Origin of the sequence: Bacillus sp. EKM420B (genome assembly GCF_011065565.1) — a bacterium.
Lineage (GTDB): Bacteria > Bacillota > Bacilli > Bacillales > Bacillaceae > Bacillus > Bacillus velezensis.
Genome location: NZ_JAAMNX010000004.1, coordinates 313,992 through 336,164, shown reverse-complemented (window position 1 = coordinate 336,164; position 22,173 = coordinate 313,992). Strand labels below are relative to the sequence as shown.

At 43.8% G+C, this 22,173-nt stretch carries 25 protein-coding genes, 1 tRNA gene and 1 pseudogene; 4 read left to right on the top strand and 23 right to left on the bottom strand.

Going from position 1 to position 22,173, the window contains the following annotated elements:
- Window positions 1-39 precede the first annotated feature (39 nt).
- From G9F48_RS14885 to G9F48_RS14830, 12 genes are all read right to left on the bottom strand, one after another.
- Window positions 40-270 carry a hypothetical protein gene (locus G9F48_RS14885; RefSeq protein WP_165409697.1) on the bottom strand — a complete coding sequence of 77 codons (231 nt, stop codon included), beginning with the start codon at window positions 268-270 and terminating at the stop codon, window positions 40-42.
- Window positions 267-647 (bottom strand): hypothetical protein, encoded by a 381-nt coding sequence (locus G9F48_RS14880; RefSeq protein ID WP_070081943.1) that lies wholly within the window; start codon window positions 645-647, stop codon window positions 267-269. The genes G9F48_RS14885 and G9F48_RS14880 overlap by 4 nt, the downstream gene beginning before the upstream one ends.
- A gap of 140 nt (window positions 648-787) precedes the next feature.
- Window positions 788-991 (bottom strand): XtrA/YqaO family protein, encoded by a 204-nt coding sequence (locus G9F48_RS14875; RefSeq protein WP_024085436.1) that lies wholly within the window; start codon window positions 989-991, stop codon window positions 788-790.
- Window positions 992-1,070: 79 nt separating this feature from the next.
- Window positions 1,071-1,226, bottom strand: coding sequence for a hypothetical protein (locus G9F48_RS14870; RefSeq protein ID WP_165409696.1), 156 nt, complete (start codon window positions 1,224-1,226; stop codon window positions 1,071-1,073).
- A 12-nt stretch (window positions 1,227-1,238) separates the two neighbouring features.
- A complete protein-coding gene (locus G9F48_RS14865; protein WP_024085438.1) occupies window positions 1,239-1,379 on the bottom strand; it encodes a BH0509 family protein in 141 nt (46 codons plus the stop codon).
- A gap of 107 nt (window positions 1,380-1,486) precedes the next feature.
- Window positions 1,487-2,035, bottom strand: coding sequence for a hypothetical protein (locus tag G9F48_RS14860; protein WP_070081944.1), 549 nt, complete (start codon window positions 2,033-2,035; stop codon window positions 1,487-1,489).
- Complete coding sequence (locus tag G9F48_RS14855) at window positions 2,032-2,190, bottom strand: DUF6906 family protein (RefSeq protein WP_165409695.1); 159 nt, start codon at window positions 2,188-2,190, stop codon at window positions 2,032-2,034. The genes G9F48_RS14860 and G9F48_RS14855 overlap by 4 nt, the downstream gene beginning before the upstream one ends.
- Window positions 2,187-2,336 carry a hypothetical protein gene (locus G9F48_RS14850; protein ID WP_017417259.1) on the bottom strand — a complete coding sequence of 50 codons (150 nt, stop codon included), beginning with the start codon at window positions 2,334-2,336 and terminating at the stop codon, window positions 2,187-2,189. The genes G9F48_RS14855 and G9F48_RS14850 overlap by 4 nt, the downstream gene beginning before the upstream one ends.
- 14 nt (window positions 2,337-2,350) lie before the next feature.
- Window positions 2,351-3,184, bottom strand: a complete 834-nt coding sequence (locus G9F48_RS14845; RefSeq protein ID WP_070082714.1) for an ATP-binding protein — start codon at window positions 3,182-3,184, stop codon at window positions 2,351-2,353.
- Window positions 3,168-4,046, bottom strand: a complete 879-nt coding sequence (locus G9F48_RS14840) for a phage replisome organizer N-terminal domain-containing protein (protein WP_070081945.1) — start codon at window positions 4,044-4,046, stop codon at window positions 3,168-3,170. The genes G9F48_RS14845 and G9F48_RS14840 overlap by 17 nt, the downstream gene beginning before the upstream one ends.
- A 228-nt stretch (window positions 4,047-4,274) precedes the next feature.
- The gene (locus G9F48_RS14835) at window positions 4,275-4,598 is read right to left on the bottom strand and encodes a DUF771 domain-containing protein (RefSeq protein ID WP_017417255.1); all 324 of its coding nucleotides are present in this window, start codon (window positions 4,596-4,598) and stop codon (window positions 4,275-4,277) included.
- Window positions 4,599-4,661: 63 nt separating this feature from the next.
- Window positions 4,662-4,868 carry a helix-turn-helix domain-containing protein gene (locus tag G9F48_RS14830; protein WP_032858779.1) on the bottom strand — a complete coding sequence of 69 codons (207 nt, stop codon included), beginning with the start codon at window positions 4,866-4,868 and terminating at the stop codon, window positions 4,662-4,664.
- A 164-nt stretch (window positions 4,869-5,032) separates the two neighbouring features.
- Between G9F48_RS14830 and G9F48_RS14825 the strand changes: the two genes are divergently transcribed.
- Entirely contained in the window at window positions 5,033-5,431 is a 399-nt protein-coding gene (locus tag G9F48_RS14825; protein ID WP_014305167.1) for a helix-turn-helix domain-containing protein, read from the top strand.
- Between the two features lie 431 nt (window positions 5,432-5,862).
- Here the strand turns inward: G9F48_RS14825 and G9F48_RS14820 are convergent, their stop codons facing one another.
- The gene (locus G9F48_RS14820; RefSeq protein WP_061046701.1) at window positions 5,863-6,963 is read right to left on the bottom strand and encodes an AimR family lysis-lysogeny pheromone receptor; all 1,101 of its coding nucleotides are present in this window, start codon (window positions 6,961-6,963) and stop codon (window positions 5,863-5,865) included.
- Between the two features lie 242 nt (window positions 6,964-7,205).
- On the opposite strand from G9F48_RS14820, the gene G9F48_RS14815 reads away from it, so the two are divergent.
- Window positions 7,206-8,312 (top strand): tyrosine-type recombinase/integrase, encoded by a 1,107-nt coding sequence (locus G9F48_RS14815; RefSeq protein WP_165409694.1) that lies wholly within the window; start codon window positions 7,206-7,208, stop codon window positions 8,310-8,312.
- 158 nt (window positions 8,313-8,470) lie between these two features.
- Here G9F48_RS14815 and G9F48_RS14810 read toward each other — a convergent pair.
- The 3 genes from G9F48_RS14810 to G9F48_RS14800 form a co-directional block, all read right to left on the bottom strand.
- Window positions 8,471-8,543 (bottom strand) — tRNA-Arg (locus G9F48_RS14810).
- A 42-nt stretch (window positions 8,544-8,585) separates the two neighbouring features.
- Window positions 8,586-9,131 (bottom strand): site-specific integrase, encoded by a 546-nt coding sequence (locus G9F48_RS14805; protein WP_003153850.1) that lies wholly within the window; start codon window positions 9,129-9,131, stop codon window positions 8,586-8,588.
- A 315-nt stretch (window positions 9,132-9,446) separates the two neighbouring features.
- The gene (locus G9F48_RS14800; RefSeq protein ID WP_003153848.1) at window positions 9,447-9,677 is read right to left on the bottom strand and encodes an excisionase family DNA-binding protein; all 231 of its coding nucleotides are present in this window, start codon (window positions 9,675-9,677) and stop codon (window positions 9,447-9,449) included.
- A 243-nt stretch (window positions 9,678-9,920) separates the two neighbouring features.
- Here G9F48_RS14800 and ggt point away from each other — a divergent pair, with 243 nt between their 5' ends.
- Window positions 9,921-11,696, top strand: a complete 1,776-nt coding sequence (ggt, locus tag G9F48_RS14795) for a gamma-glutamyltransferase (RefSeq protein WP_156734924.1) — start codon at window positions 9,921-9,923, stop codon at window positions 11,694-11,696.
- A 46-nt stretch (window positions 11,697-11,742) separates the two neighbouring features.
- Here ggt and G9F48_RS14790 read toward each other — a convergent pair whose 3' ends face one another.
- From G9F48_RS14790 to G9F48_RS14775, 4 genes and pseudogenes are all read right to left on the bottom strand, one after another.
- Window positions 11,743-12,918 (bottom strand): MFS transporter, encoded by a 1,176-nt coding sequence (locus G9F48_RS14790; protein WP_165409693.1) that lies wholly within the window; start codon window positions 12,916-12,918, stop codon window positions 11,743-11,745.
- A 143-nt stretch (window positions 12,919-13,061) separates the two neighbouring features.
- On the bottom strand, window positions 13,062-13,364 hold the full coding sequence (locus G9F48_RS14785) for an ArsR/SmtB family transcription factor (RefSeq protein WP_003153841.1): 303 nt from the start codon (window positions 13,362-13,364) through the stop codon (window positions 13,062-13,064).
- A gap of 37 nt (window positions 13,365-13,401) precedes the next feature.
- A pseudogene (locus G9F48_RS14780) lies at window positions 13,402-13,641 on the bottom strand (His/Gly/Thr/Pro-type tRNA ligase C-terminal domain-containing protein); the annotation flags it as partial.
- A 51-nt stretch (window positions 13,642-13,692) separates the two neighbouring features.
- Window positions 13,693-14,559, bottom strand: a complete 867-nt coding sequence (locus G9F48_RS14775; RefSeq protein ID WP_070081951.1) for a LysR family transcriptional regulator — start codon at window positions 14,557-14,559, stop codon at window positions 13,693-13,695.
- A gap of 118 nt (window positions 14,560-14,677) precedes the next feature.
- Between G9F48_RS14775 and G9F48_RS14770 the strand changes: the two genes are divergently transcribed.
- The gene (locus tag G9F48_RS14770) at window positions 14,678-15,658 is read left to right on the top strand and encodes a zinc-binding dehydrogenase (RefSeq protein WP_165409720.1); all 981 of its coding nucleotides are present in this window, start codon (window positions 14,678-14,680) and stop codon (window positions 15,656-15,658) included.
- A 138-nt stretch (window positions 15,659-15,796) separates the two neighbouring features.
- Here the strand turns inward: G9F48_RS14770 and G9F48_RS19785 are convergent, their stop codons facing one another.
- From G9F48_RS19785 to gltB, 3 genes are all read right to left on the bottom strand, one after another.
- On the bottom strand, window positions 15,797-15,934 hold the full coding sequence (locus tag G9F48_RS19785) for a hypothetical protein (RefSeq protein WP_165409691.1): 138 nt from the start codon (window positions 15,932-15,934) through the stop codon (window positions 15,797-15,799).
- 100 nt (window positions 15,935-16,034) lie between these two features.
- Window positions 16,035-17,516 carry a glutamate synthase small subunit gene (gene gltD / locus G9F48_RS14760; protein WP_003153838.1) on the bottom strand — a complete coding sequence of 494 codons (1,482 nt, stop codon included), beginning with the start codon at window positions 17,514-17,516 and terminating at the stop codon, window positions 16,035-16,037.
- A gap of 16 nt (window positions 17,517-17,532) precedes the next feature.
- Window positions 17,533-22,092 (bottom strand): glutamate synthase large subunit, encoded by a 4,560-nt coding sequence (gene gltB, locus G9F48_RS14755; protein ID WP_165409690.1) that lies wholly within the window; start codon window positions 22,090-22,092, stop codon window positions 17,533-17,535.
- Window positions 22,093-22,173: the final 81 nt, after the last annotated feature.

The window sequence follows — 22,173 nt, the reverse complement described above, 5'->3', positions numbered from 1 at the left end:
AATCGCAATACGGACAAGTTTGTTCTTGGGATAATTCGCTCATTCCGCGTCACCTACAATCTGTAGATTTTTATAATGAGCTACATGTCCGCAGGGGTTTTCCCAAGTATGAACCCGTCCAAAGAATCCGTCCTCAACTTGTTGCGTCAGCTGAGGATTCCTCATTTTCTCCCCACAAGTAGGACATTCCCAAAGTGCATTCACTTCTTTGAACCCGATCATGAAACCATTGGAATCGCGGGCGGGTATAGTTACTTTTTTTGCGTTCATTCCGCAGCCCCCTCCAATGCTGTTTTGGCAACAGCGCCCCAATCCATATCAATAGCGGGCGGACAGTCTTCAAATTCATTTGTGTATGTCGTGTCATCAGCGTAAAATTCTAATGCGTTTCTATAACGCTTGTTCTCCGCCTGCAGCAACTTAATATCTTTCTGTGCCTGCCGGAATTGATTGGCCGCAATATCCTGCTGGCGCTGGTGTTCTCGATTCATAGCCTGCTGCATGATTAACTCTTCCGCGAGCTTTTCGGCTGCTGCTTCCAAAGAAATTTGCTCCGGTGTACTGGCCGCCGTTTTCGAAAGGGTGCAAATGTAAGAGCCGGTATATAAAACCTCACCTTTTGATAAGTTGATTTTGAATTCTTTCATACCCGGGCCTCCCGGTCTAAAAGACATGTTTTGCATACAACCCATTGAGCTGAATAATATATTTTTCCGCAGCGTTCACACTTGCGGGCAATTTCGTTTTGATACATTTTCCGTTCCTCCCCCGCAGGGGAAAACCCCTGCTAATTGAATTTATGGCCGATCTCGTAATCACAACGAGCCAGGCCGCCTTTTACTGTTTGAATGATTGTTTTACCGTGTTCGGGTGCCTCAACGACATACGCGGCGTTTTGATTGCCGTCTAACACGATGACAGACACCTTCCCCGGCTCAATAAATTGAGAAACACTTGTATTTTGATTGAGTGATATATGTTTTGGCTGCATGTTCAAAGCCTCCGTATGGTATAATAAAAGTGTCTAGTTTTTATTTTTCATACGGTGGCGGTTGCTTTAGCGGCCGTCCTTACATCCAATATTTTGACGGGAAGAGCTGCATACCAGCTTTTGGTTTTTCCGTCGGAATGATTGGGTGTTTTTTTATATACTCCATGCGTTCCTCTTCGTTCATCACCCGCGTTGTAACTTCGCCGTGTCGACGCAAGTTTTTGTTTTCTGTCATGGTGCTATCCTCCTATTCTTCGTTCAAGCCTTTGATTTCGCGATTATATAAGCGCTCAAGCTCTTCGTCTGATTTGCGGTTTAGAAAATCTCTGCCAAAAGAGCCGATAAGCAAAAGCCATTCAATTAAATGCTTTCGTTCTGCCTGTCCCAACGTCTGCCACTCCCTTCATAATCAGCATTTGTAAGGCCGCGTTCCGTACCTCCGGGGCGCAGTCTTCATAACGCACGATGACCATAAGTTGCTGGACGGTTGCTTTTTCAAAATGGAAGCTTTTGTTTGTTGCGTTCATCTTCTGACGCTTCCTTTCCGAGCAAGCCGGATTCCCGAGGCTCTATGAGGTCTTTTTTTGCTTGGTCGATGATAAGAAATAATGTTTCGTCTTCATTCCGTCTCAGCTCTTTTGCTATGTTGAGATATGACTCATTTGCCGCCCATAGCTCCCGGAAACGTCTAATTTCGCTGTCATAAAACATGAAGTTTAGTTCCTGAAAAGGGATATACACCGGGCTTTCTTCAAACAAATAGCGCAGTCGATACATTTTATCTTTCATTGTTTTCTCAGATATTCTTATTCTTTTGTTAGCGCGTAAACCGTTCTTACGGGCGGGCAGGATGTTTTTTCGTGCAAAGTCCATGACCAACAAAATGATTTCATCCGAATCCCTGTTTAATAATTCCGACATATCAAGAATGGATTTTCCATCATGCCAATATTGAACGACCTTTTTTAGCTGGACCATTGACCACTCATAATTCATATTTTCTAAAGCCAGTTCGAACCGTTCAGCATTGACCGCCTGACTCATGCCCAACACCTCCGGACCGTTCCTGTATGCCGATGGACGATAATAAGACGGTGTTCGTGCTGCAGATTTTTGGTTACAAGCCAGTTAATCGGGTTTAAGCCGTTTGCCTTAATGACATTTTTCTGTGCGCGCGTCGGGCGCTTCCCGTGTTTCACACTGCATCCCCCCTAAAGTTCTGATAGTCTGCTATTTTTTGATCAAGAATCTTGATAAGCTCGTCTATTTCTTTTTTGCGCTGGTCATCCGTTAATTTGCGTTCAGGGACGATCTGCAGCACGCCGGGCATGATTGCCTGTATCAACTGTTTTCACCTCCTTAAAAGGACAGGGCGGGCGCAGTACGGCCTTTTCTTTCCTTCTGCTTCTCTTCGAATTTGACTGTTTCCAAGTGTGCCGTGAGCCGGCTTACGACTTTCTTGTCATAAAGTTTAGTCAGAGCCACGCCGGATAGATTAGTTGTAACGATCGTGAATTTGCCTTGCCGCCCTGTAGAGACGCCGTACCATACGCGATGAATAAAATCATTTGCCGCCCTGTTTTCGTTGTCTGTGTCGCCCACCTCGGCCCCGAGATCGTCAATGACAAGATAATCAACCCTTGTCAGCAGTTCGATCGCAAAAGCTTCGGTAAGCCTTTCAGAGCTGTCCTTGAATGAGTTCTTTATTCGCCTCATAAGGGCGTCACTGTTTACAAACAACGCTGATTTAGCGTATCCTTCTGCGTCCCTCTTGTTCAGCTCTTTAATGGCTGACATAGCGAGATGGCTTTTTCCTGCGTTAGATTCACCCGTTAAGAAGACATTCATGACGGCTCCCGCCTTCACTTGCTTAACAAGCTCCATCATCCGGCGCTTGTTCCGCTCGTCTTCATGGTTATAACTTTGGAATGTCGAGAACGTCGCTTCTTTGAGTGTGGGATCAGCGATTAGTGAATACATAGATAAAACCTTTTGATCCATCCGGCGGCGCCATTCCTCGGTTTCATGCTCAATCTCCTTATTGCGCTGTTCCCGTTCGCACATGGGACACTTTGCAGAGCCATCCCGAAGTTTAATGAGCTGAACTGGATACGGCTTTTCTTCTCCACCGATAATCCGGGTGTGTTTATCGCAGTAAACAGGATTGCCGTGCTTATCAGTATGGAATGTCATCCTCCGAGATATTTCGCCCTGGACTGCGGCCGCTTGTTCCTTTGTAAAATCCTTCATTCGCTGATCCTCCTTTTTGATTTAGGTAAGATTCAAATTTTGTCCCGAACAATGTTTCAGGACGCAAAAATCTATTCATAGCAGGATCATTGAGCCATTCCTCAGTTTTTACTAGAATGACATGTTTAAAATCTTCAAAGCGAAAACCTTCGTTCCAGCGTGCCTTGATGTCTTTTTTTGTTTTTGGTGTAGTAGGTCGGTATCGTTTGCCCGCTACTTTGTTCAGCAGATCAATGATCAGTTTGTAAGGAATCTCGTCCTTTTCGTTTTTGGAAGAAGATGCGTCGTCGGGTTTACCCGACAATATATCTTTTAATTCTTCTTCTTCTTTCTTCTTTCTTCTTTCTTCTTCTTGTTCGTTACCTTGCGTTACTGTAACGTTACCTGTAACGTTACTAGGTTGAGAAAGCTGTAAAGCCTTTTGTTTTTCCCGATATTTAGCAACTCTTTTGCGTGTATCTTCCCTGATTTTATCCATCGCATCGACGTTCTGATGCTTTTCCCAATTGCAAATACTGATATAGTTCTGATCGTTAATCTCGATCATTCCGAACCGTCTAAATGTATCCAAGGCCATTCTTACAACCCCCAACGGCCGCGAGAAAATAGCTGCAAGCATTTCGTCAGTATACGGAACATTTTCACTAAGAAAGATGTAACCGGAGGCGTTGGTTTTACCAGCTTGAGCGAGTAATTTCACCCAAATAATTAACAAAGTGTCAGCTTCGGGCATCTGTTCAATAAGCTTAATTTTTTCGTCATCAAACATATGGGTGCTGAGCTTTACGAATTTAATTTCGCCCATTCAACTCCCCCCTTTCTGACTTGGTCAAAGACCATACAGACCGCTTGCCGTTGACAATTACAGAGCCGAGGGTGTTTTGCTGACATTGATCAGACAGGCAGGTGCCGCCTTGAGCTTCTAGTTCGGCAATTGCCCTTTCGTGAGTATTAACAGACTCGCTTATAATTACGTGAATTTGATTATGCAGCCAGATGTGGCTTTCTAAAAACACATGTATTCTCCTTTCGGCTATTTGTTGAAAATCTCAGCAAAGTGCTTATCTAAAAAGGCAGCCATTTTAGAAGCTTGAAAGCTCCAGTTTTGCCCTTTGGCTTGCGGGTAAAATACAAAACCCCCGTTTACCGAATCTAAAACTTTGCGGAACCGACTTGGGTATAAAATGTTTTCTTTGATCCACTCGCTTTTACGTGCTGTCTTTTTCTCAAGGTCTTTCATGTTCCAATAGACCCCGGATAACGATTGTTCTCTTAGTTCCTGGAGTTCCACCTTGCTGATGAGAATTTTGTCAGCAGGGATCGGAATTGACAGGCTAACATCAAGAAGTTGTTCCATAAGTTTCTCCTCTCATGTCTTTTAAAAATTTTACTCACTTTTATTTTGTTCCTATCAGTACCATTATTGTTCAAAAAAAAATCGGATCTTAATATTAAGTTTCTTCGTGACCTTTTCAATCGCTTGCATAGAAAGATTCGCTTTCCCTCTCTCAACTCTTGAGATGTATGAAGCTGTGTACCCTAAGAATTGAGCGAATTCGATTTGAGACATTTTCCGCTTTTTTCGGATTTTTTGGAGCAGACGTCCAAACTCTTTCAGATCGAACATTTGTTTTAACACATCCTTTTTGTACCTGAAAGGAACAATTCGATCTTAACATAGCGATTTTTTTTACACAAGTGCTTTTTAAAAGAATTTTCTCGTGAGGTACACGATATGGTATAATTACCTATGAGGAATAAGGTTAATTTTTCAAAAGAGCAGGTGTTATTATGGGAAATATGAAAATGGGAGAAGCGATTCGGCGTATTCGTAAGGAAAAGAAAAAAACATTAGATGAAGTTGCCGAAGCTGTGGGAATTACACACAGCTACCTTTCAAGAATAGAAAGAAATTTACAACAGCCATCAATACAAGTAATAGAAAAAATCGCTGACTATTTAGGCGTCCACAAATCATACTTGTTTTTTGATGAAGAGAGCCTAGAAAAGTATTCAGAACCAGAGAAGCAGCTTCTTTCACAGAAGAGTATAACAATAGATGATCTCAAGAAGCTAAACATTGTCCACGATAACGGAAGTAAGATAACAGAAGAAGAATTGCAAATGGTTATAAATTATTTAAAGGAATTAAGGGAATTAAAAGAACGACATTTGAAAGATTTAAATTAACCAACTTTAAGTTTTTTTGTGTCCACATTTTTCTCCTTTTCAATTTCCTTTTTTAGATTCCCGATGATGTTCTCGAATGTAATATGCATGATGTGTTTCCCCTCCCAAAACAGAACGTTTGTTCCTATTATATTTAATAACAATTTTAAAATAAATACTTTTTCAGGAATTTCCTATTTTCGTTTTTCCGGAAAACAGGAAATATCCCCGAAAAGTACGAAAGACGTTGCCAGTCATGGCAGCGTCTTTTTGTTTTTTTATGTACTTTTCGGGAGTCAGATATACTACATGCCTACTCTTATCTCAGTCGTTTGAAAACTTCCGCCTGCTTCAGAATGGTTTAACGAAACACCCACAAAAGCAGTAGTCAGTATACCGAACGCTAAAACTAAGGTCAATGACATTTTTCTCATCTGCAACACCTCCCACTTCTAAATATTAAAATTAAATCCTAATTTTATCAAGTCAATTTTAGGAAGAGTTGCTCTAAATTGATCTTGCTGTTGAGAAAAATAATAAAGGGATAGCAATAATTTTTCAGCGTTTTCTTCTCTTTTCCCATCAAAAAGAAGAGCATATTTTTTATAAAAGGAATCCGAATAGAAAGAGTTTAATGGCTCGGATCTTCCTAAAGCCTTTGCGAATTCAGTCACTTGAAACTCCTTTGAAATTTCTTTGTTCCAATAATATTGTAATATGGCTATTTCCTCTTTATTCTGGACCATTTCCTCACTGCGATCAGGGAAATTTGCAAGTAAGTTCAAACACCTCAAATAGTACCTATAAGAATGGCAATATGATTCATTCATATAAGACAATGCCAATATGTACAAAGCTGTCATATTCAAATTGATACTGAGGTCTTTTTCAAGGAGAGAGAAGGCCGCCTCTCTCGCCTTATTAACGTCGTTGTTTTGTTTTAAATATATATTCACTAAGACTTCTTCTATACGAGCAGTAAATGCGATTTTCAAAAATGGATCTGATAAATTTTTAATAAGACTTCGAATGGATCGAATATGGTATAGAGTGATCTCATACCTGCCATTATAAAAGTACCCATACATTTCTAGTATACTCAACAACGTTCTCATTTCGTCACAAGAAGGACTAAACTTCTTTAATCCTTCGGTATACTCAATATTCCCAAAAGAGAATCTTGAATTAAGAATAAATCTATAAATATTAGACCATTGATCGTATTTGCCATCCCTTTCAATCTGGGCGCTTATCAATGCCTCTATAACAGAATATAATTGCTTAGTGTAGCAATATTCCAAAGCAGAAGCATAATTTTTCTTTTTCACTCCAGTTAAGCAGTGCTGTTCCATCAATGCAGTTTCATTTTCTGGATCAACATACCTTATGATCTCTCGAACCATCCAAAAATTAATTTCTTTTCCGCTAAGAAACTTACTTAAATAGCCTTCGCTAATCCCGATTTTAGCAGCTATAACATTCTGCTTTTCATCAGAGGATTTTATTAATTCTTTTAGATGGATCCTTATATCTCTAGCTGCTACTGTTTCCATATGATCACCTTTTCACCTCAAATTTAACATAATCACAAAGAAAATTTTGTCGAACGATGGCGATAAGATTTAGAATTTTTTGATTTTTTACGTTATAATTTATTCCTCTCAATACTTATTATAACTTATTTTACAATGGTTAACTAATCGAAAAGCCTTATTTGGGACAATCTTTTAAATAAATTAAGATAGTGCTATCCTATTATTGGAGAATTAAAGTTCCCCCTATAGGAGTGAATGAAATGGCTAGTTTCCTAAAACGCGGTAAAACGTGGCAGTATTGCGTTAGCGCTAAACCCAAGCCCATCAGGAAAGGCGGATTTAAAACTAAGAAGGAAGCTCAAGTTGCTGCCGCAGAGGTTGAAGAAAAATTGAGGAAATATAAAACGCCGGGCACAAAAAAAGTCCTCTTTGATGAATACTTTAAAAGTTGGGTAAATGTTTATAGAGCTGATATTGGTGCCATCACTCGTGAAGGTTACTATATTACACTTAGAGAAATTTCAGAGAATTTTGCAGGAAGATATATCAATGACATCACTAAACGAGAATATCAAGAGTTTTTAAATAAGTTTGGATCTGAACACGCAAAAGAAACTGTTAGAAAAATAAATACGCACATTAGAGCTTGTGTGCAAGAGGCAATTGAAGAAGGGATTATTCAATTTGATTTTACCCGGAAAGCAAAATTGATTGGAAGCGTGGAATCAAAACGCCCGGAAGAAAAACACTTGAATTATGTTGAAAGTCAAAAGCTTTTAAATGAATTATATGTGCGCAAGGATCAGTCTATCGGATATTATTTATTAATACTGGCCCTCACTTCAGGAATGCGATTTTCTGAAATGTTGGGATTAACACTCGAGGATTTCAACTTTGAATTAAATGAGATTACAATCAACAAAACCTGGGATTATAAAAAAGGAACGGGTTTTGCTACGACAAAAAATGCGTCTTCAAATAGGACCATTAAAATGGATTCTAATACAATGGATTTATTCAAAAAGTTGTTATCCGAAATGCCTGATAACATACATAATCTTGTATTTTATAGTCCTCGCAGTTCTAGGAAAGTCATCACTAACGAATTTGTCAACAAAATATTGAAAAAGACATTGACGGACTTGAAAATAGAACCAATTTCGATACATGGGTTGAGACATACACATGCCAGCGTGTTACTCTACAAGAGGATTTCAATTTATTATGTCTCAGAGCGTTTAGGACATGCTAAGATAGATACCACGCATAATTATTATTCACATGTAATTAAAGAACTACGTGAAGAAGACACCCAAAACACCCTTGATTTATTTGAAAAAATGCCTGACGTGAAAACATCTGTATAGAAATGTGCAAAAAATGTGCAAAAAAAAATAAAATCACATCGTTTTTCAGCGGGTTCTCACAAAAATAAAAAGCTTGCAAAAACGAAAAAACCCCTTGTGTAACAAGGGGTTTTCTGTTTTACCGCCATTATTAATCTGCACCTATCTTATGCCGAAAACGCTCTAGGAGAGATTCGAACTCCCGACCTGCAGTTTAGGAAACTGCTGCACTATCCGCTGTGCTACTAGAGCCTGCTTCTATTATAGTAACGCTGGCGGCCGTTTTTTTCAAGCCTACAGCCCTCCGAAAACTTTATAGGCGGCTCTCGTCGTATCTTCATCTATTCCGATATAACGCATTGTAATAGACGGAGAAGAATGATTCAAAATCCTCTGCAGTTCAGCAATGTCTTTTGTCCTCTGATAAAAATGATACCCGAACGTCTTTCTAAGCGTATGCGTCCCGATTTCCTCCAATCCGCAAGCGGCTGCCGCTTCCTTTAATATTCTGTATGCCTGAATCCGGGAAATAGGCTTATTCGTCCGTTTCGATTTAAACAAATAGTCATCCTCTTTCATGTCTTTTGTATAAGCGTATATGTCGGCCTTTAAAGACTCCAGTATCAGAATTTTTCTTTTCTTTCTCGTTTTGCTTTCGGTTGCCCACACATGGTCTTTGTTCCTTACATCCCTCACGCGAAGCGGCAGAACATCAGAAATCCGCAGTGCGCTGTTCATGCCGAAAATAAATAAAAAATAATCACGATCACTTTTCTTCATTAAATACTGTTTGACTTCCTGGATCTTTTCCAAACTTCGGATCGGCTGTACGATATGCATCAAAAAACCCCTTATAATTGGTAAAGTAACATATTGAGCATTATGTTACTATTATAGCCGAAACCTGTTGAATGATAAAGGATAAAGGGCCTTATGTAACATAATATACATAGTGTTACATAAGGGGAATAAGGCATGCAGTTTCATCGAAGTCTTCAAAAACATCATTTTCGACCCGGTGGCGGGCTTTTAAATCAATAGATACTCACGGTATCAAAAAAGAAAAACAACGTCCTTAAAACGAAATCTGAGCATTCGTTTTTTTTGTGAGCAACCGAAAAAAATGAAAAAATAGACACAATATGAAATTGTGTCCTAGTCTTCATCTTTTACATCAATGTCTTCAGGAAGCGGCTCATTTAAAAACTCTTGAATCATTTCCTTATATTTTTCCAGCTGTTCGAGATGGGTTTGAAATTGTTCCTTGTTGATTAAATATTGCTGTCCGTCATGTACGGCCCTTATTTTATTCGTCAATACAAGATTGTGCACATATTCTTCAGGAAGACTGGTAAACTCAGCTGTCTCTTTGATCGTTAAATACATGGCTCACGTTCCTTTCATATGTCATGTGAGTGAATTCTGTTTTGTTTATTGTAGCTTATTTTTTGTCTTTATGCTTGTTTCACAGCTTTTTCTGTCCGGTTTCCCATTTAGCCTATTTGCGACTGATTATATTCACACAGAAACTCCGGCTTTTTGCGCACCGGACTATTCCGTTTGTCACTTGTGAAAACAGCACATTTTACTTACTCTATAATTGTAAGCGGAAAACAAAGGAGGCAGACTATGAAAAAGAAAAAGTTTATGAATCTCTGTTTTATCGTTCTGCTCAGTACTTTGCTCGCGGCCGGAAGCATCCCTTATCACGCTCAGGCTAAGAAACACCCGTTTTCCTATGACGACTACAAACAGGTAGATGTCGGCAAAGACGGCATGGTTGCCACCGCCCATCCTCTCGCTTCACAAATCGGTGCCGACGTGCTGAAAAAAGGCGGCAATGCAGTTGACGCTGCGGTCGCCATTCAATTCGCATTAAACGTAACTGAACCTATGATGTCGGGAATCGGCGGCGGCGGATTTATGATGGTTTATGATGCGAAGACGAAAGACACCACCATTATCGACAGCCGGGAACGCGCACCGGCAGGCGCAACACCGGATATGTTCCTTGACGAGAACGGCAAAGCCATTCCTTTCTCCGAACGCGTTACTAAAGGGACTGCAGTCGGTGTTCCGGGAACATTAAAAGGACTTGAAAAAGCGCTCGACAAATGGGGCACACGCTCCATGAAACAACTCATCACCCCTTCCATTAAACTTGCCTCAAAAGGCTTTCCGATCGATTCGGTTTTAGCTGATGCCATCTCAGATTATAAAGACAAATTATCACACACCGCTGCAAAAGACGTGTTTCTTCCGGACGGAGAACCTCTGAAAGAAGGAGACACACTCATCCAAAAAGACTTAGCCAAAACATTTACAGCTATTAAGTACAAAGGCACAAAAGCATTCTATGACGGTGCATTCTCCAAAAAGCTTGCGGAAACAGTGCAGGAATTCGGCGGCTCAATGACAGAAAAAGATATCAAAAACTTCAATGTGACGATTGACGAACCGATCTGGGGAGATTACCAGGGCTATCATATCGCAACTGCTCCTCCTCCAAGCTCGGGCGGTGTTTTCCTGTTGCAAATGCTGAACCTCCTGGATGATTTTAAGCTTTCTCAATATGATATCCGTTCTTGGCAAAAATATCAGCTTCTCGCAGAAACGATGCATTTGGCTTATGCTGACCGCGCCGCATTTGCCGGGGATCCAGAATTCGTCAACGTCCCTCTCAAAGGCCTCTTGAATCCAGATTATATCAATGCCCGCAGACAGCTGATAGATATTGATAAAGTCAATAAAAAACCGAAAGCAGGCGACCCTTGGGCCTATCAGGAAGGTTCTGCAAACTATAAACAAGTGGAGCAGCCGACTGACAAACAAGAAGGCCAAACGACTCACTTCACGGTAACCGACCGCTTCGGCAATGTCGTATCTTATACGACAACGATTGAACAGCTGTTCGGTTCCGGCATTATGGTTCCCGGATACGGTGTTGTGTTGAATAATGAGTTAACAGACTTCGATGCGGTGCCTGGCGGCGCAAATGAAGTGCAACCGAATAAACGTCCGCTCAGCAGCATGACTCCGACTATTTTATTCAAAAATAACGAACCTGTCCTGACTGTCGGCTCTCCCGGCGGAGCAACGATTATTTCTTCCGTCCTGCAAACGATCCTGAACAAAGTCGAGTACGGCATGGATCTGAAAGCGGCGGTCGAAGAGCCTAGAATTTACACGAACAGCATGACATCCTATCGATATGAAAAAGGAGTGCCGGAAGAAGCCCGCACAAAACTGAACGAAATGGGGCATAAATTCGGCAGCAGCCCGGTTGATATCGGTAATGTGCAAAGCATCCTGATCGACCGTGAAAACGGCACCTTCACCGGAGTTGCCGACTCAAGCCGAAACGGAGCCGCAATCGGCGTAAACTTGAAACAATATAAAAAATAACTAGACAAAAAGCCTCGTTTCTCAAGCTAAGAAATGAGGCTTTTGTTTATTCTGCACTGTATTCAGATGAGGGTTTTTCAGATGTTAACGAGGCAAGTGAAAGCACGCCGCACATCGCGATGACAACACCAGCTGATCCGATCCATGTCACTGACGCAAGAGACAGATGAGTGACAACAATGCCCCCGATGCCCGCCCCGGCCGCCATAGCCAACTGCATCACGGACTGGTTGAGGCCAAGTAATACACCCGATGATTCAGGCTCCATCGTTGCCAAATGATACTGCTGAGCAGGTCCTGATGACCAGGCGGCGAAGGACCAAAAAATAAGCACTGCCGCCGCTCCGAAAGCAGAATGTGTGACAAACGGCAATAACATGAGCATGATAGCATGAAGCGCCATTCCGCCGGTTAATGTCATACGCGCCCCCCATTTGTCTGCACTGAAACCGCCTGCTTTAGAACCGGCAAGACTTGCAACACCGAAAATAAGCAGCAATGTACTCAGTATTCCGTTGCCGATATGAGTGACGTTCAGTAAATACGGAGAAAGGTACGTATACGCAACCGAATAGCCTCCGAGCCAAAAAAACGTAATGGCAAGCCCGACAGCCACCTTTCGTTTCTTCAAAAGAGAAAATTGCTGAATGAGCGGCACCGGTTTATCTCCTTTTATCTCAGGCAACGCGAAACGTATAATAAGCATAGCAATGATTCCGATTGCCGCAATTCCGGCGAAAACCACCTTCCAGCCGAAAGCATCAGACACGGTTCTTCCGATCGGAACACCGATAATGAGCGCCGCCGTAAACCCCATAATGACGGTTGCGAGAGAACTTGCCTGTTTTCCCGGGGGAGCGATTTTTGCTGCGATCGTAAGCGCGGTGACCACCACAGTTCCTGCTCCAAGCGCCATGATCACCCGGGCTGCCGCAAATAAGCCGTATCCCTGTACGAGAAATGAAATGATATTTCCGATTACAAACAATCCAAGAGCATAGATCATGAGCTTCCTTCTATCCAGTTTTGCTGTAAGGGCCATCATGACAGGCGTTCCGATTGCATAAACAAGTGAAAAAATCGTAATCAGCTGCCCTGCTGCTGCCACAGTAACTCCCAAGGAACCTGCAATTTTATCAAGCATCCCGGATATCACATATTCAGACGTCCCCACTAAAAAGCTGATAATTGCCAAAATGTAAATCTTCCAGGTATTTTGCACCTGACACACTCCTTCATTGATGATTTATATAAAGATATATTGTGATATATCGATATAAAGAGTTGAACAAACAGAAACAAATCGCAATATGTCGATGTATAGTCGGAAAAAGAAACTGAATCCCTCTTCTAAAGGATTCAGCCCTACATTTCGCGCTGAAAATAATCGGCCATCGCCTTTATCGCATCTTCATCTCTTTTATAATAAGTGTATTTGCCAATCCGTTTTGTTTGGATAAGGCCTGCCCGCTGAAGGATGGAAAGATATTGAGACGCCGTTGACTGTGTCATCTGAAGCTTATCGGTGATCTGGCTGACACATACTCCGATCTCATTCATATCAATGCCATCATGCGGTGCGAAGTGACGGTCCGGCTCTTTCAGCCATTGTAAAATCTCAAGCCGTGACTCATTAGACAACGCTTTAAAAACATCAATAGGTTTCATACGCTTTATTATATCGTGATTTTGCAATATGTCAATGTTATTTTTCTTGAATCTCTATTTTTTGTTTTGTCTCTCTTATGATCCGGGAAATAAAATCACTCACATTCTCTTCAAATGTGTTTTCCCGCCCGTATTGCCTTACATGTACAGAATGGTGGCGGCACTCTTGATCTCCCACAACCGCAATATACGGTATTTTTTTCATTTGTGCTTCTCTGATTTTATAGCCGAGTTTTTCATCACGCTGATCGAGCTCAGCCCGGATACCCGCTTTCTTTTTGAGAAAACCGGAACGAAAAAAATTGGCGTACACAGCTGTTCTGTTTTCTCATTTTCCGTTCGATAATGTTTTTAATCCATTCAGCAGTTCTTCAAACGCCGATGTCAAAAATAAATCACTCCGGTAGATGAATGATATATTCATATTCCGAAAATGTTCAGGAAGCTCATGAAGAAAAAGATTTTTCCTGTTTTGAAAATAACGGACGGCTGATGCAGGCAGAAAGGAGACCCCCATCCCCGCCTGCACCGCCCCAATAATCGCTTCCAACGTACCGAATTCAATGATTTTATGTGCGGGCACTGCCTCTTCTTTCAGTATGTTTTTTATTTTGCGGCGGTGCGAACAGCCCGCGGCAAAATACAGAATCGGCTCTCGCAGCAAGTCTTGCAAACTGCCTTCCCGCTTATTTGAAACCAAGACCAATTCTTCTTGAAATACAGCGTCTTGCTCAAGATCTTCATATTCGACCGGTCCGTAAACAAAAGCGCCGTCCAGCTCATAGTGTAGAACGCGCTGCACTAAGGTATGTGTATCACCGGTTGACAGCGACAGCTGTACTTTCGGGTAGCGGCTGCAATACTCCGTGAAAAATTGAGGGAGATGGACGGCTGCCGCCGTTTCAAGAGAACCGATTCGAAGCGGGCCGTTCGGATCGCCTGCCTCTTGCGCCGTTTTTTGCGCCTCATGCAGCAATTGAAGGATTCTGTCTGCGTCTTTTAATAAGTTTTCACCTGCTGGCGTCAGCGTCATTCCCCGATTTGTGCGGTAAAAAAGCTGTGTTTGCAATTGCCGTTCCAGCTGCTGAATCCGGTTTGTCACATTTGATTGAACATAATGCAGGCTTTCTGCCGCCTTTGAAATACTTCCTTTGCGGGCAACAGCCTGAAAAATCTTTAAGTCTCCGCTTTCCATGTAAGGGCACCTTCTTGCTATGATTTTTATTGATAGCCGGCTATCAATTTTCATTTATTTACTGCAGCTGATACAGCCTGTAAAATTTTTCTCATCAATCATAAAGGAGAGAAGAATGATGAATGCCCTTATCATACACGAAAATGGCTTTGATTTCAGGCAGGCACCTGACAAAAGGCCGGGGAACGGCGAAGTAAAAATAAAGCTGAAAACAGCCGGATTAAACCATCGTGATTTGTTTTTAATGAAAAAACACGAAACCGGAAACCATGAATTTATTCTCGGTTCAGACGGCGCGGGAATCGTAACCGAAATAGGACACGGCGTCCGGTCTCATTTACTGAATGCAGAAGTCATCATCAACCCGGTGCTGAATTGGAAGACTGTTGAGGACGTACCAGCCGTCCCTGATATTTTAGGCGGTCCGAGCGACGGAACATTTTCACCTTATGTCATCGTTCCTGCGGAAAATGCCGTTTTAAAACCCGAACACCTGACTTGGGAGGAAGCGGGCGTCCTGCCGTTATCAGCATTAACCGCTTATCGCGCCTTATTTACAAAAGGACAATTAAAAAAAGGCGAACACCTTATCCTTCCGGGCATCGGAAGCGGCGTGGCAACATACGCCTTATTAATGGCAAAAGCTATCGGAGCGACAGTCAGCGTCACCTCCCGCAGTGAAAACAAAAAACAAACCGCACTGTCATACGGTGCAGACCGGGCGATTGACAGCTACGGTGACTGGAATGAGGCGCTGAATGGCGAAAAAGCAGATATCATACTTGACGGTGTAGGCCCCGCCTTATTTCAACACTATCTTGACATTATTAAACCGAATGGCCGGATCGTAACATTCGGCGCCAGTTCAGGCGATCAGCTCGGATTTCCTATTCGCTCGCTGTTTTTTCCGCAGATTCATATTCTCGGTACATCAATGGGAAGCAATGAGGAATTCGCGGATATGCTGGAATTGATAAACCGCTGCGGCATCCGTCCCATTATCGACCGCATGTACCCTCTCAGTGAAGCAGCTGCCGCTTTTAACAGGATGCGGGAAGGACGGCAGTTCGGCAATATTGGCTTTCGTGTAGATGTCTAAAAAAAGGAGCGGACCCGTCCGTTCCCTTATTTGTTTTTAAGCGTTTCCGCTTGAAATGCAATATGTTTTTCTTCATCGATTAAAATCTGCCCGAAAATCGACTGCAGACACAAAGAGCCCGTCACGTTTTTTAGGGCGTCATAAATAAACGGCGGCGATGACTTCCGCCGTCAGCAGCACCGTGATCGACAGCTCAAGGCTTGCAAATCGTCTCAGTCTGCGGAAGAAAATAATCTCTCCACTCTGTAAAACAAAATTCCATATGTTATCTTCCATTTCACGTTACCCTTATATGACCAATACAGGAAGAAGGAGGTTTCATTTCAATACGAAAAACCGGCTGATTCCAGCCGGTTTTATAAATAAACCCCTTTATTTACGGTAAAACAGTGCTCCCCATTAAATAACTGTCGACTTCGCGCGCTGCTTCCCGGCCTTCATTAATCGCCCATACAATCAGGCTTTGGCCCCTTCTCGCATCCCCTGCGGCGAAAACACCGTCAACATTCGTTTTATAATCCCCATATGCCGCCTGAATTTTATGATTTGCCGAATCGACACCGAACTGTTTCAATAATGGCTGTTCTGTTCCTTCAAAACCGATGGCGATGAACACCAGCTGAGCAGGCCAGACTTTTTCTGTACCGGGCAGTTCATGAAATTCATACTTTCCGAATTCGTTTCTGACTTTTTCCATTTGGATGGTGTGGATCTCTTGTAAGCGGCCCTGCTTATCGGCCACCATTTTTGTCGTCTGAATTGAATATTCTCTCGGGTCTTTGCCGAACTTTGCCTGCGCTTCTTCATAGGCGTATTCAAGGGTAAAGACGTGCGGCTGTTCAGGCCACATATTGTCGTTCGTGCGCGTCTGAGGAAGTTTAGGATGTTTCCCGAACTGGTGCACGCTGCGCGCTTTTTGGCGCAGCGCGGTTGCCACGCAGTCAGCTCCTGTGTCTCCTCCGCCGATCACGATGACATCTTTCCCTTTAGCGTCTATAAATTGTTTATCTTTGAAGTTGGAATCTAAATAGCTTTTCGTCGCCAGTGTTAAATAGTCCATCGCATAATGGACGCCTTTTGCTTCCCGGCCTTCAATCAGCAGATTACGCTGCTTTTGGGCGCCTGTGCACAAAATGACGGCATCAAATTGTTCTTTCAGCTCATCTGCCGTTATGTCAACGCCGATTTCGGTATTTGTCACAAAATCTATACCTTCCTGCGTCAAAAGCTTAATACGGCGTTCGACGACATTTTTCTCAAGCTTCATGCTCGGAATGCCGTACATCAGCAGGCCGCCGGCTCTGTCGGCACGCTCGTAGACCGTTACGGAATGACCGGCTTGATTCAGCTGATCAGCGCTTGCCAGACCTGCCGGGCCTGAACCGACGACAGCGACTTTTTTACCTGTGCGTTTCGCTGGAATTCTCGGCTGAATCCATCCATTTTCAAAACCTTTGTCAATGATCGTCCGCTCGATGTTTTTAATTGAAACAGCCGGATCTGAAATGGCCAGCGTACAAGATCCTTCACAAGGAGCGGGACAGACCCGCCCTGTGAATTCAGGAAAGTTATTCGTTTTCAGAAGGCGCTCCAAGGCTTCTTTCCAGCGCCCGCGATAGACGAGGTCATTCCACTCCGGTATCAGATTATAAATCGGGCAGCCGGAGGTAAAACCGTTGATATCAGCGCCGATTTGGCAAAACGGTGTGCCGCAATCCATACACCGCGCCCCCTGCCGCTTTGACGCTTCATCTGAAAATGGAGCCGAATACTCTTTCCAATCCTTTAAGCGAGTGAGAGGGTCCCGCTCAGCCGGTTTTTCTCGTTTTTCTTCCATGAATCCAGTTGGTTTCCCCATGTTCCTCTCCCCTTTCTTACTGTACTACCGCTTGTTTTTGATCTTTGGCAGGCGTTTGGAGGACCTTTGTATTGGCTTCAAAAGCATACATAATTGCGTCTTCTTCTGATAAACCCGCCGCTTTTTGTTCTTCGATGCTGAGGAGCATTTGTTTATAGTTTTTCGGAATGACTTTGATAAAGGTTTCTGCGGCTTTTTCCCAATTGTCCAGGAGATCTGCGGCTTTTTTGCTGTTTGTCAGCGCCGCATGCCGTTTGACCATTTCTTGCACTTCTTTGATCTCCGCCTCATCCGTCAGCTTTTCAAATGAAATCATTTCCATGTTGCATTTGCGTTTAAATGCTTTGGCATCTTCACTCAGGACGTATGCGATACCGCCTGACATTCCCGCCCCGAAGTTTTTGCCGACTTCGCCGAGGACGACAACCCGGCCGCCTGTCATGTATTCACAGCCGTGGTCTCCGATACCTTCTACAACGACATTGACTCCGCTGTTACGGACTGCAAAACGTTCACCGGCGCGCCCGTTAATGTACGCTTCCCCGCTTGTTGCTCCGTAAAATGCGACGTTCCCGATAATAACGTTATCGTGTGTTTCACAATTGAAGGCATCAGGCGCTTTCACGATGATTTTTCCGCCTGAAAGCCCTTTGCCTACGTAGTCATTTGAATCCCCGTTCAAATGAAGCGTCATCCCTTTAGGGACAAATGCTCCGAAACTCTGTCCGGCTGATCCGGTAAAATGAAGTCTGATCGTATCATCCGGCAGGCCTTCCGCTCCGTAGCGTTTAGAAATTTCACTTCCCGTCACGGTTCCGGCTACGCGATTTGTATTATTGATCTTGATTTCAGCTTCCGCTTCCTGACCGGCTTCAATTGCAGCCTGCACCGCCGGAAGAATAACCGTCATATCAAGCGACTCGTCGATTTTATGGTTTTGCGCCGTACGGAAAGTGCGTACGCCTTCAGGTTGGTACAGCAGTGTGGATAAATCAAGCTGTCCCGCTTTCCAATGCGCTTTCGCACGTTCACTGACATGAAGAACGTCTGTCCGTCCGATCATTTCATCAAGCGTCTTAAAGCCTAACTGTGCCATATATTCACGCACTTCTTCTGCGACAAACAGCATGTAATTTACGATATGGTCAGGATCGCCCATGAATTTTTTGCGGAGCTCCGGATTTTGCGTCGCGACACCTACTGGACATGTATCTAAATGGCAGGCGCGCATCATGACGCAGCCGAGAACGACAAGCGGCGCTGTAGCAAAGCCGAATTCCTCCGCACCGAGCAAGGCGGCCATCACGACATCTCGGCCTGTCATCAGCTTACCGTCCGTTTCCAATACCACGCGATCCCGTAAACCGTTCAGCATCAGCGTTTGGTGAGCTTCTGCAAGACCAAGCTCCCACGGAAGACCAGTATGTTTAATACTCGTTTTCGGCGATGCGCCCGTTCCGCCATCGTAGCCGCTGATGACGATGACATCCGCAGTGCCTTTTGCCACACCGGCCGCAATCGTGCCGACACCGGCTTTTGACACGAGCTTGACGCTTATTCGCGCGCTTCGATTTGCATTTTTTAAATCATGGATCAGCTGCGCCAAATCTTCAATTGAATAAATATCATGGTGAGGAGGCGGTGAGATCAGCCCTACACCTGGTGTAGAACCGCGGACATCCGCGACCCAAGGATATACTTTGTTCCCCGGAAGCTGACCGCCTTCTCCCGGCTTCGCCCCTTGCGCCATTTTGATCTGCAATTCATCCGCATTGACGAGATAATGGCTCTTTACGCCGAAACGGCCGGAAGCGATCTGTTTAATCGCACTTCTTCTGTCGTCTCCATTTTCATCCGGAACGAAACGTTTCGGATCCTCGCCGCCTTCTCCGCTGTTGCTTTTTCCGCCAAGCCTGTTCATCGCTATCGCTAAAGCCTCATGGGCTTCCTTGCTTAATGAACCGAATGACATCGCTCCTGTTTTAAAACGTTTCACGATGGACGCAGCTGATTCAACTTCCTCTAATTTTAAAGGCTTGCGGTCTTCTTTGAAGGCGAACAGATTGCGTAAAAATCCGATTCGTTCTTCATCCGCTGCTTGAGAGTACTGCTTAAACAGGCTGTAATCATTTTTTCGGCAGGCCCATTGCAGCGTATGGATGGTTTTCGGGTTGAAAGCGTGGTGCTCTCCTCCGTTCCGCCATTGAAATTCACTTCCCGGATCAAGAGTTTGGCTGTAATCATCCTTGTACGCCGCTTGGTGGCGCTGTTTCGCTTCTTGCGCAATCGTCTCAATATCGATTCCGCCAAGCTGAGATGCAGTACCGGTAAAGTATTTGGCGATAACGTCTTCACCGATGCCGACCGCTTCAAAAATTTGGGCGCCCCTGTAACTTTGCACAGTTGAAATCCCCATTTTTGACATCACTTTCACGACGCCTTCTGTTACGCTCTTTCCGTATTTGCTGACAGCTTCTTCATACGGAATATCAAGCCGGCCTTCATCGATTTCCTGCTTATACGTAGCATAAGTCAAATACGGATTGACAGCATCGGCACCATACCCGATGAGAGCCGCAAAGTGATGAACTTCACGCGCTTCCCCGGATTCAACGATAATGCTTGCTTTTGTTCGCAGGCCTTGACGGATCAAATGCTGATGCAGCGCACTGACGGCCAAAAGCGGCGGAATCGGCGTCAATTCCCTACTCATTGCCCTGTCAGATAAAATTAACAGAGATACGCCTTCCTTGATCGCTTTTTCCGCTTGCTGAAACAAATCCTTCAGGCCTTTTTCCAGGTCATCGGAAAACAGCGTGCGGATGTTCTGGCTCTTAATGTCAGGGTGCACAAGTGTTTTCAGCGCATAAAACTGTTCGTTTGATAATACAGGAGTATACAATTTTATGCGGCGTGCATTTCTTTCACTCGGATGGAGCAGATCGCCTTCAGCCCCAAGCCATGTCACCGTAGAGGTCACAAGCTGCTCGCGGATCGCGTCAATCGGCGGGTTTGTGACTTGCGCAAACAGCTGTTTAAAGTAATGAAACAGTGATTGGGCGCGATCGGATAAAACGGCGAGCGGCGAATCATTTCCCATAGAGCCGAGCGGGTCCTTTCCTTCTTTAATAACAGGAATTAAATATTTCTGGATATCTTCATACGTATAGCCAAACGCTTTTTGACGGACGAGAAGATCATCGAATTGTTCCTCTTCCCGGATTTCCGGGTCAGGATTCACTTGAACCAATTCTTCTTCAAGCCATTTTTGATACGGGAATTCATTGGCGATTTCTGTTTTTACTTCTTCATCTGAAATAATCCGGCCTTCCTCTAAGTCAATGAGCAGCATTTTTCCGGGCTCCAGACGTTTTTTATGAAGAATGTTCTCCTGCTCCACTTCAATAACGCCGACCTCAGATGAGAAAATAATATGATCATCTTTTGTCACATAGTAACGTGCCGGACGCAGGCCGTTACGGTCAAGGATGGCGCCGATTTGTTTTCCGTCCGTAAACGAAATGGCGGTCGGCCCGTCCCACGGCTCCATTAAAGAGCTGTGATATTCATAAAAAGCCCGTTTCGCTTTAGACATGTGAGTGTTTTCCGTCCATGGTTCCGGAATCAGCATCATTGCCGTATGTGCCGGTTTCCGCCCCGCCATCACGAAAAATTCAAACGCATTATCAAGAATGGATGAGTCACTGCCCTCAGCATTTAAAATCGGCAGCACTTTGTGAAGATCGTCTCCGAAGCTTTCTGAAACGAACTGCTGCTCCCTCGCTCTCATCCAATTGATGTTGCCCCGAAGCGTATTGATTTCTCCGTTATGAATCAGATAGCGGTTCGGATGGGCACGTTCCCAAGTAGGAAAGGTATTTGTGCTGAATCTTGAATGCACGAGTGAAAATGCAGATACGAAGGTTTCATCCTGCAAATCCAAATAAAAAGCGTCAACCTGCTCAGGCGTTAACAACCCTTTATAAACAATAGTCTGGCTTGACAAGCTTGCGAAGTAAAAATCAAGCTGTTCTTGAACGCCCCAATTTTCCGCCTGCTTCCGGATAACATACAGTTTGCGTTCAAAAGCAAGGCTGTCTTTCAAATCGTTTGCGGCTCCGATAAATACTTGACGCACATACGGGCAAGTTCTTTGTGCCACTGTTCCGATTTTTCCGACATTTACAGGGACGGTTCTCCAGCCGAGAACAATCTGTCCTTCCTGCTCAATGAATGCATTCACCTGTTTTTCGATCTTTTTTCTTTCCTCTTCATTTTGCGAGAAAAAGACCATTCCTACCCCGTAACGGCCTTTTTCCGGCAGCTTCATTTCTCCGCACTCTTTCTTAAAAAAAGCATCAGGGATCTGAACCATCAGGCCGGCGCCGTCACCCGTATTCGGATCACTGCCCTGTCCTCCTCTGTGATCCAGCTGGCAAAGCATCTTCAGTCCTTTTTTGACAATGTCATGTGAAGGTTTCCCTTTTAAATGGGCATACAAGCCGATTCCGCATGCATCGTGCTCAAATTCCGGACGGTAGAGACCTTGTGCTTTCGGCATTTGATTGTAAGTCATAATTCCTCTCCCCCGATCAGTTTCCGTTAATTATCGGTCATAAAATCTGACAACTTTAAATTAATTGTAAGTTTTCAAAAC

Bases quoted from the DNA above. Each gene is read 5' to 3' on its own strand.
- gltD (WP_003153838.1), bottom strand. From the start codon at position 17,516: ATGGGGAAACCAACTGGATTCATGGAAGAAAAACGAGAAAAACCGGCT.
- G9F48_RS14825 (WP_014305167.1), top strand. From the start codon at position 5,033: ATGGGAAATATGAAAATGGGAGAAGCGATTCGGCGTATTCGTAAGGAA.
- gltB (WP_165409690.1), bottom strand. From the start codon at position 22,092: ATGACTTACAATCAAATGCCGAAAGCACAAGGTCTCTACCGTCCGGAA.
- G9F48_RS14775 (WP_070081951.1), bottom strand. From the start codon at position 14,559: ATGGAAAGCGGAGACTTAAAGATTTTTCAGGCTGTTGCCCGCAAAGGA.
- G9F48_RS14800 (WP_003153848.1), bottom strand. From the start codon at position 9,677: ATGTATTTAACGATCAAAGAGACAGCTGAGTTTACCAGTCTTCCTGAA.
- G9F48_RS14820 (WP_061046701.1), bottom strand. From the start codon at position 6,963: ATGGAAACAGTAGCAGCTAGAGATATAAGGATCCATCTAAAAGAATTA.
- G9F48_RS14835 (WP_017417255.1), bottom strand. From the start codon at position 4,598: ATGGAACAACTTCTTGATGTTAGCCTGTCAATTCCGATCCCTGCTGAC.
- G9F48_RS14770 (WP_165409720.1), top strand. From the start codon at position 14,678: ATGAATGCCCTTATCATACACGAAAATGGCTTTGATTTCAGGCAGGCA.
- G9F48_RS14805 (WP_003153850.1), bottom strand. From the start codon at position 9,131: ATGCATATCGTACAGCCGATCCGAAGTTTGGAAAAGATCCAGGAAGTC.
- G9F48_RS14815 (WP_165409694.1), top strand. From the start codon at position 7,206: ATGGCTAGTTTCCTAAAACGCGGTAAAACGTGGCAGTATTGCGTTAGC.
- G9F48_RS14845 (WP_070082714.1), bottom strand. From the start codon at position 3,184: ATGACATTCCATACTGATAAGCACGGCAATCCTGTTTACTGCGATAAA.
- G9F48_RS14885 (WP_165409697.1), bottom strand. From the start codon at position 270: ATGAACGCAAAAAAAGTAACTATACCCGCCCGCGATTCCAATGGTTTC.
- G9F48_RS14875 (WP_024085436.1), bottom strand. From the start codon at position 991: ATGCAGCCAAAACATATATCACTCAATCAAAATACAAGTGTTTCTCAA.
- G9F48_RS14860 (WP_070081944.1), bottom strand. From the start codon at position 2,035: ATGAGTCAGGCGGTCAATGCTGAACGGTTCGAACTGGCTTTAGAAAAT.
- G9F48_RS14785 (WP_003153841.1), bottom strand. From the start codon at position 13,364: ATGAAACCTATTGATGTTTTTAAAGCGTTGTCTAATGAGTCACGGCTT.
- G9F48_RS14870 (WP_165409696.1), bottom strand. From the start codon at position 1,226: ATGACAGAAAACAAAAACTTGCGTCGACACGGCGAAGTTACAACGCGG.
- G9F48_RS14880 (WP_070081943.1), bottom strand. From the start codon at position 647: ATGAAAGAATTCAAAATCAACTTATCAAAAGGTGAGGTTTTATATACC.
- G9F48_RS14840 (WP_070081945.1), bottom strand. From the start codon at position 4,046: ATGGGCGAAATTAAATTCGTAAAGCTCAGCACCCATATGTTTGATGAC.
- G9F48_RS19785 (WP_165409691.1), bottom strand. From the start codon at position 15,934: ATGGAAGATAACATATGGAATTTTGTTTTACAGAGTGGAGAGATTATT.
- G9F48_RS14830 (WP_032858779.1), bottom strand. From the start codon at position 4,868: ATGTTCGATCTGAAAGAGTTTGGACGTCTGCTCCAAAAAATCCGAAAA.
- ggt (WP_156734924.1), top strand. From the start codon at position 9,921: ATGAAAAAGAAAAAGTTTATGAATCTCTGTTTTATCGTTCTGCTCAGT.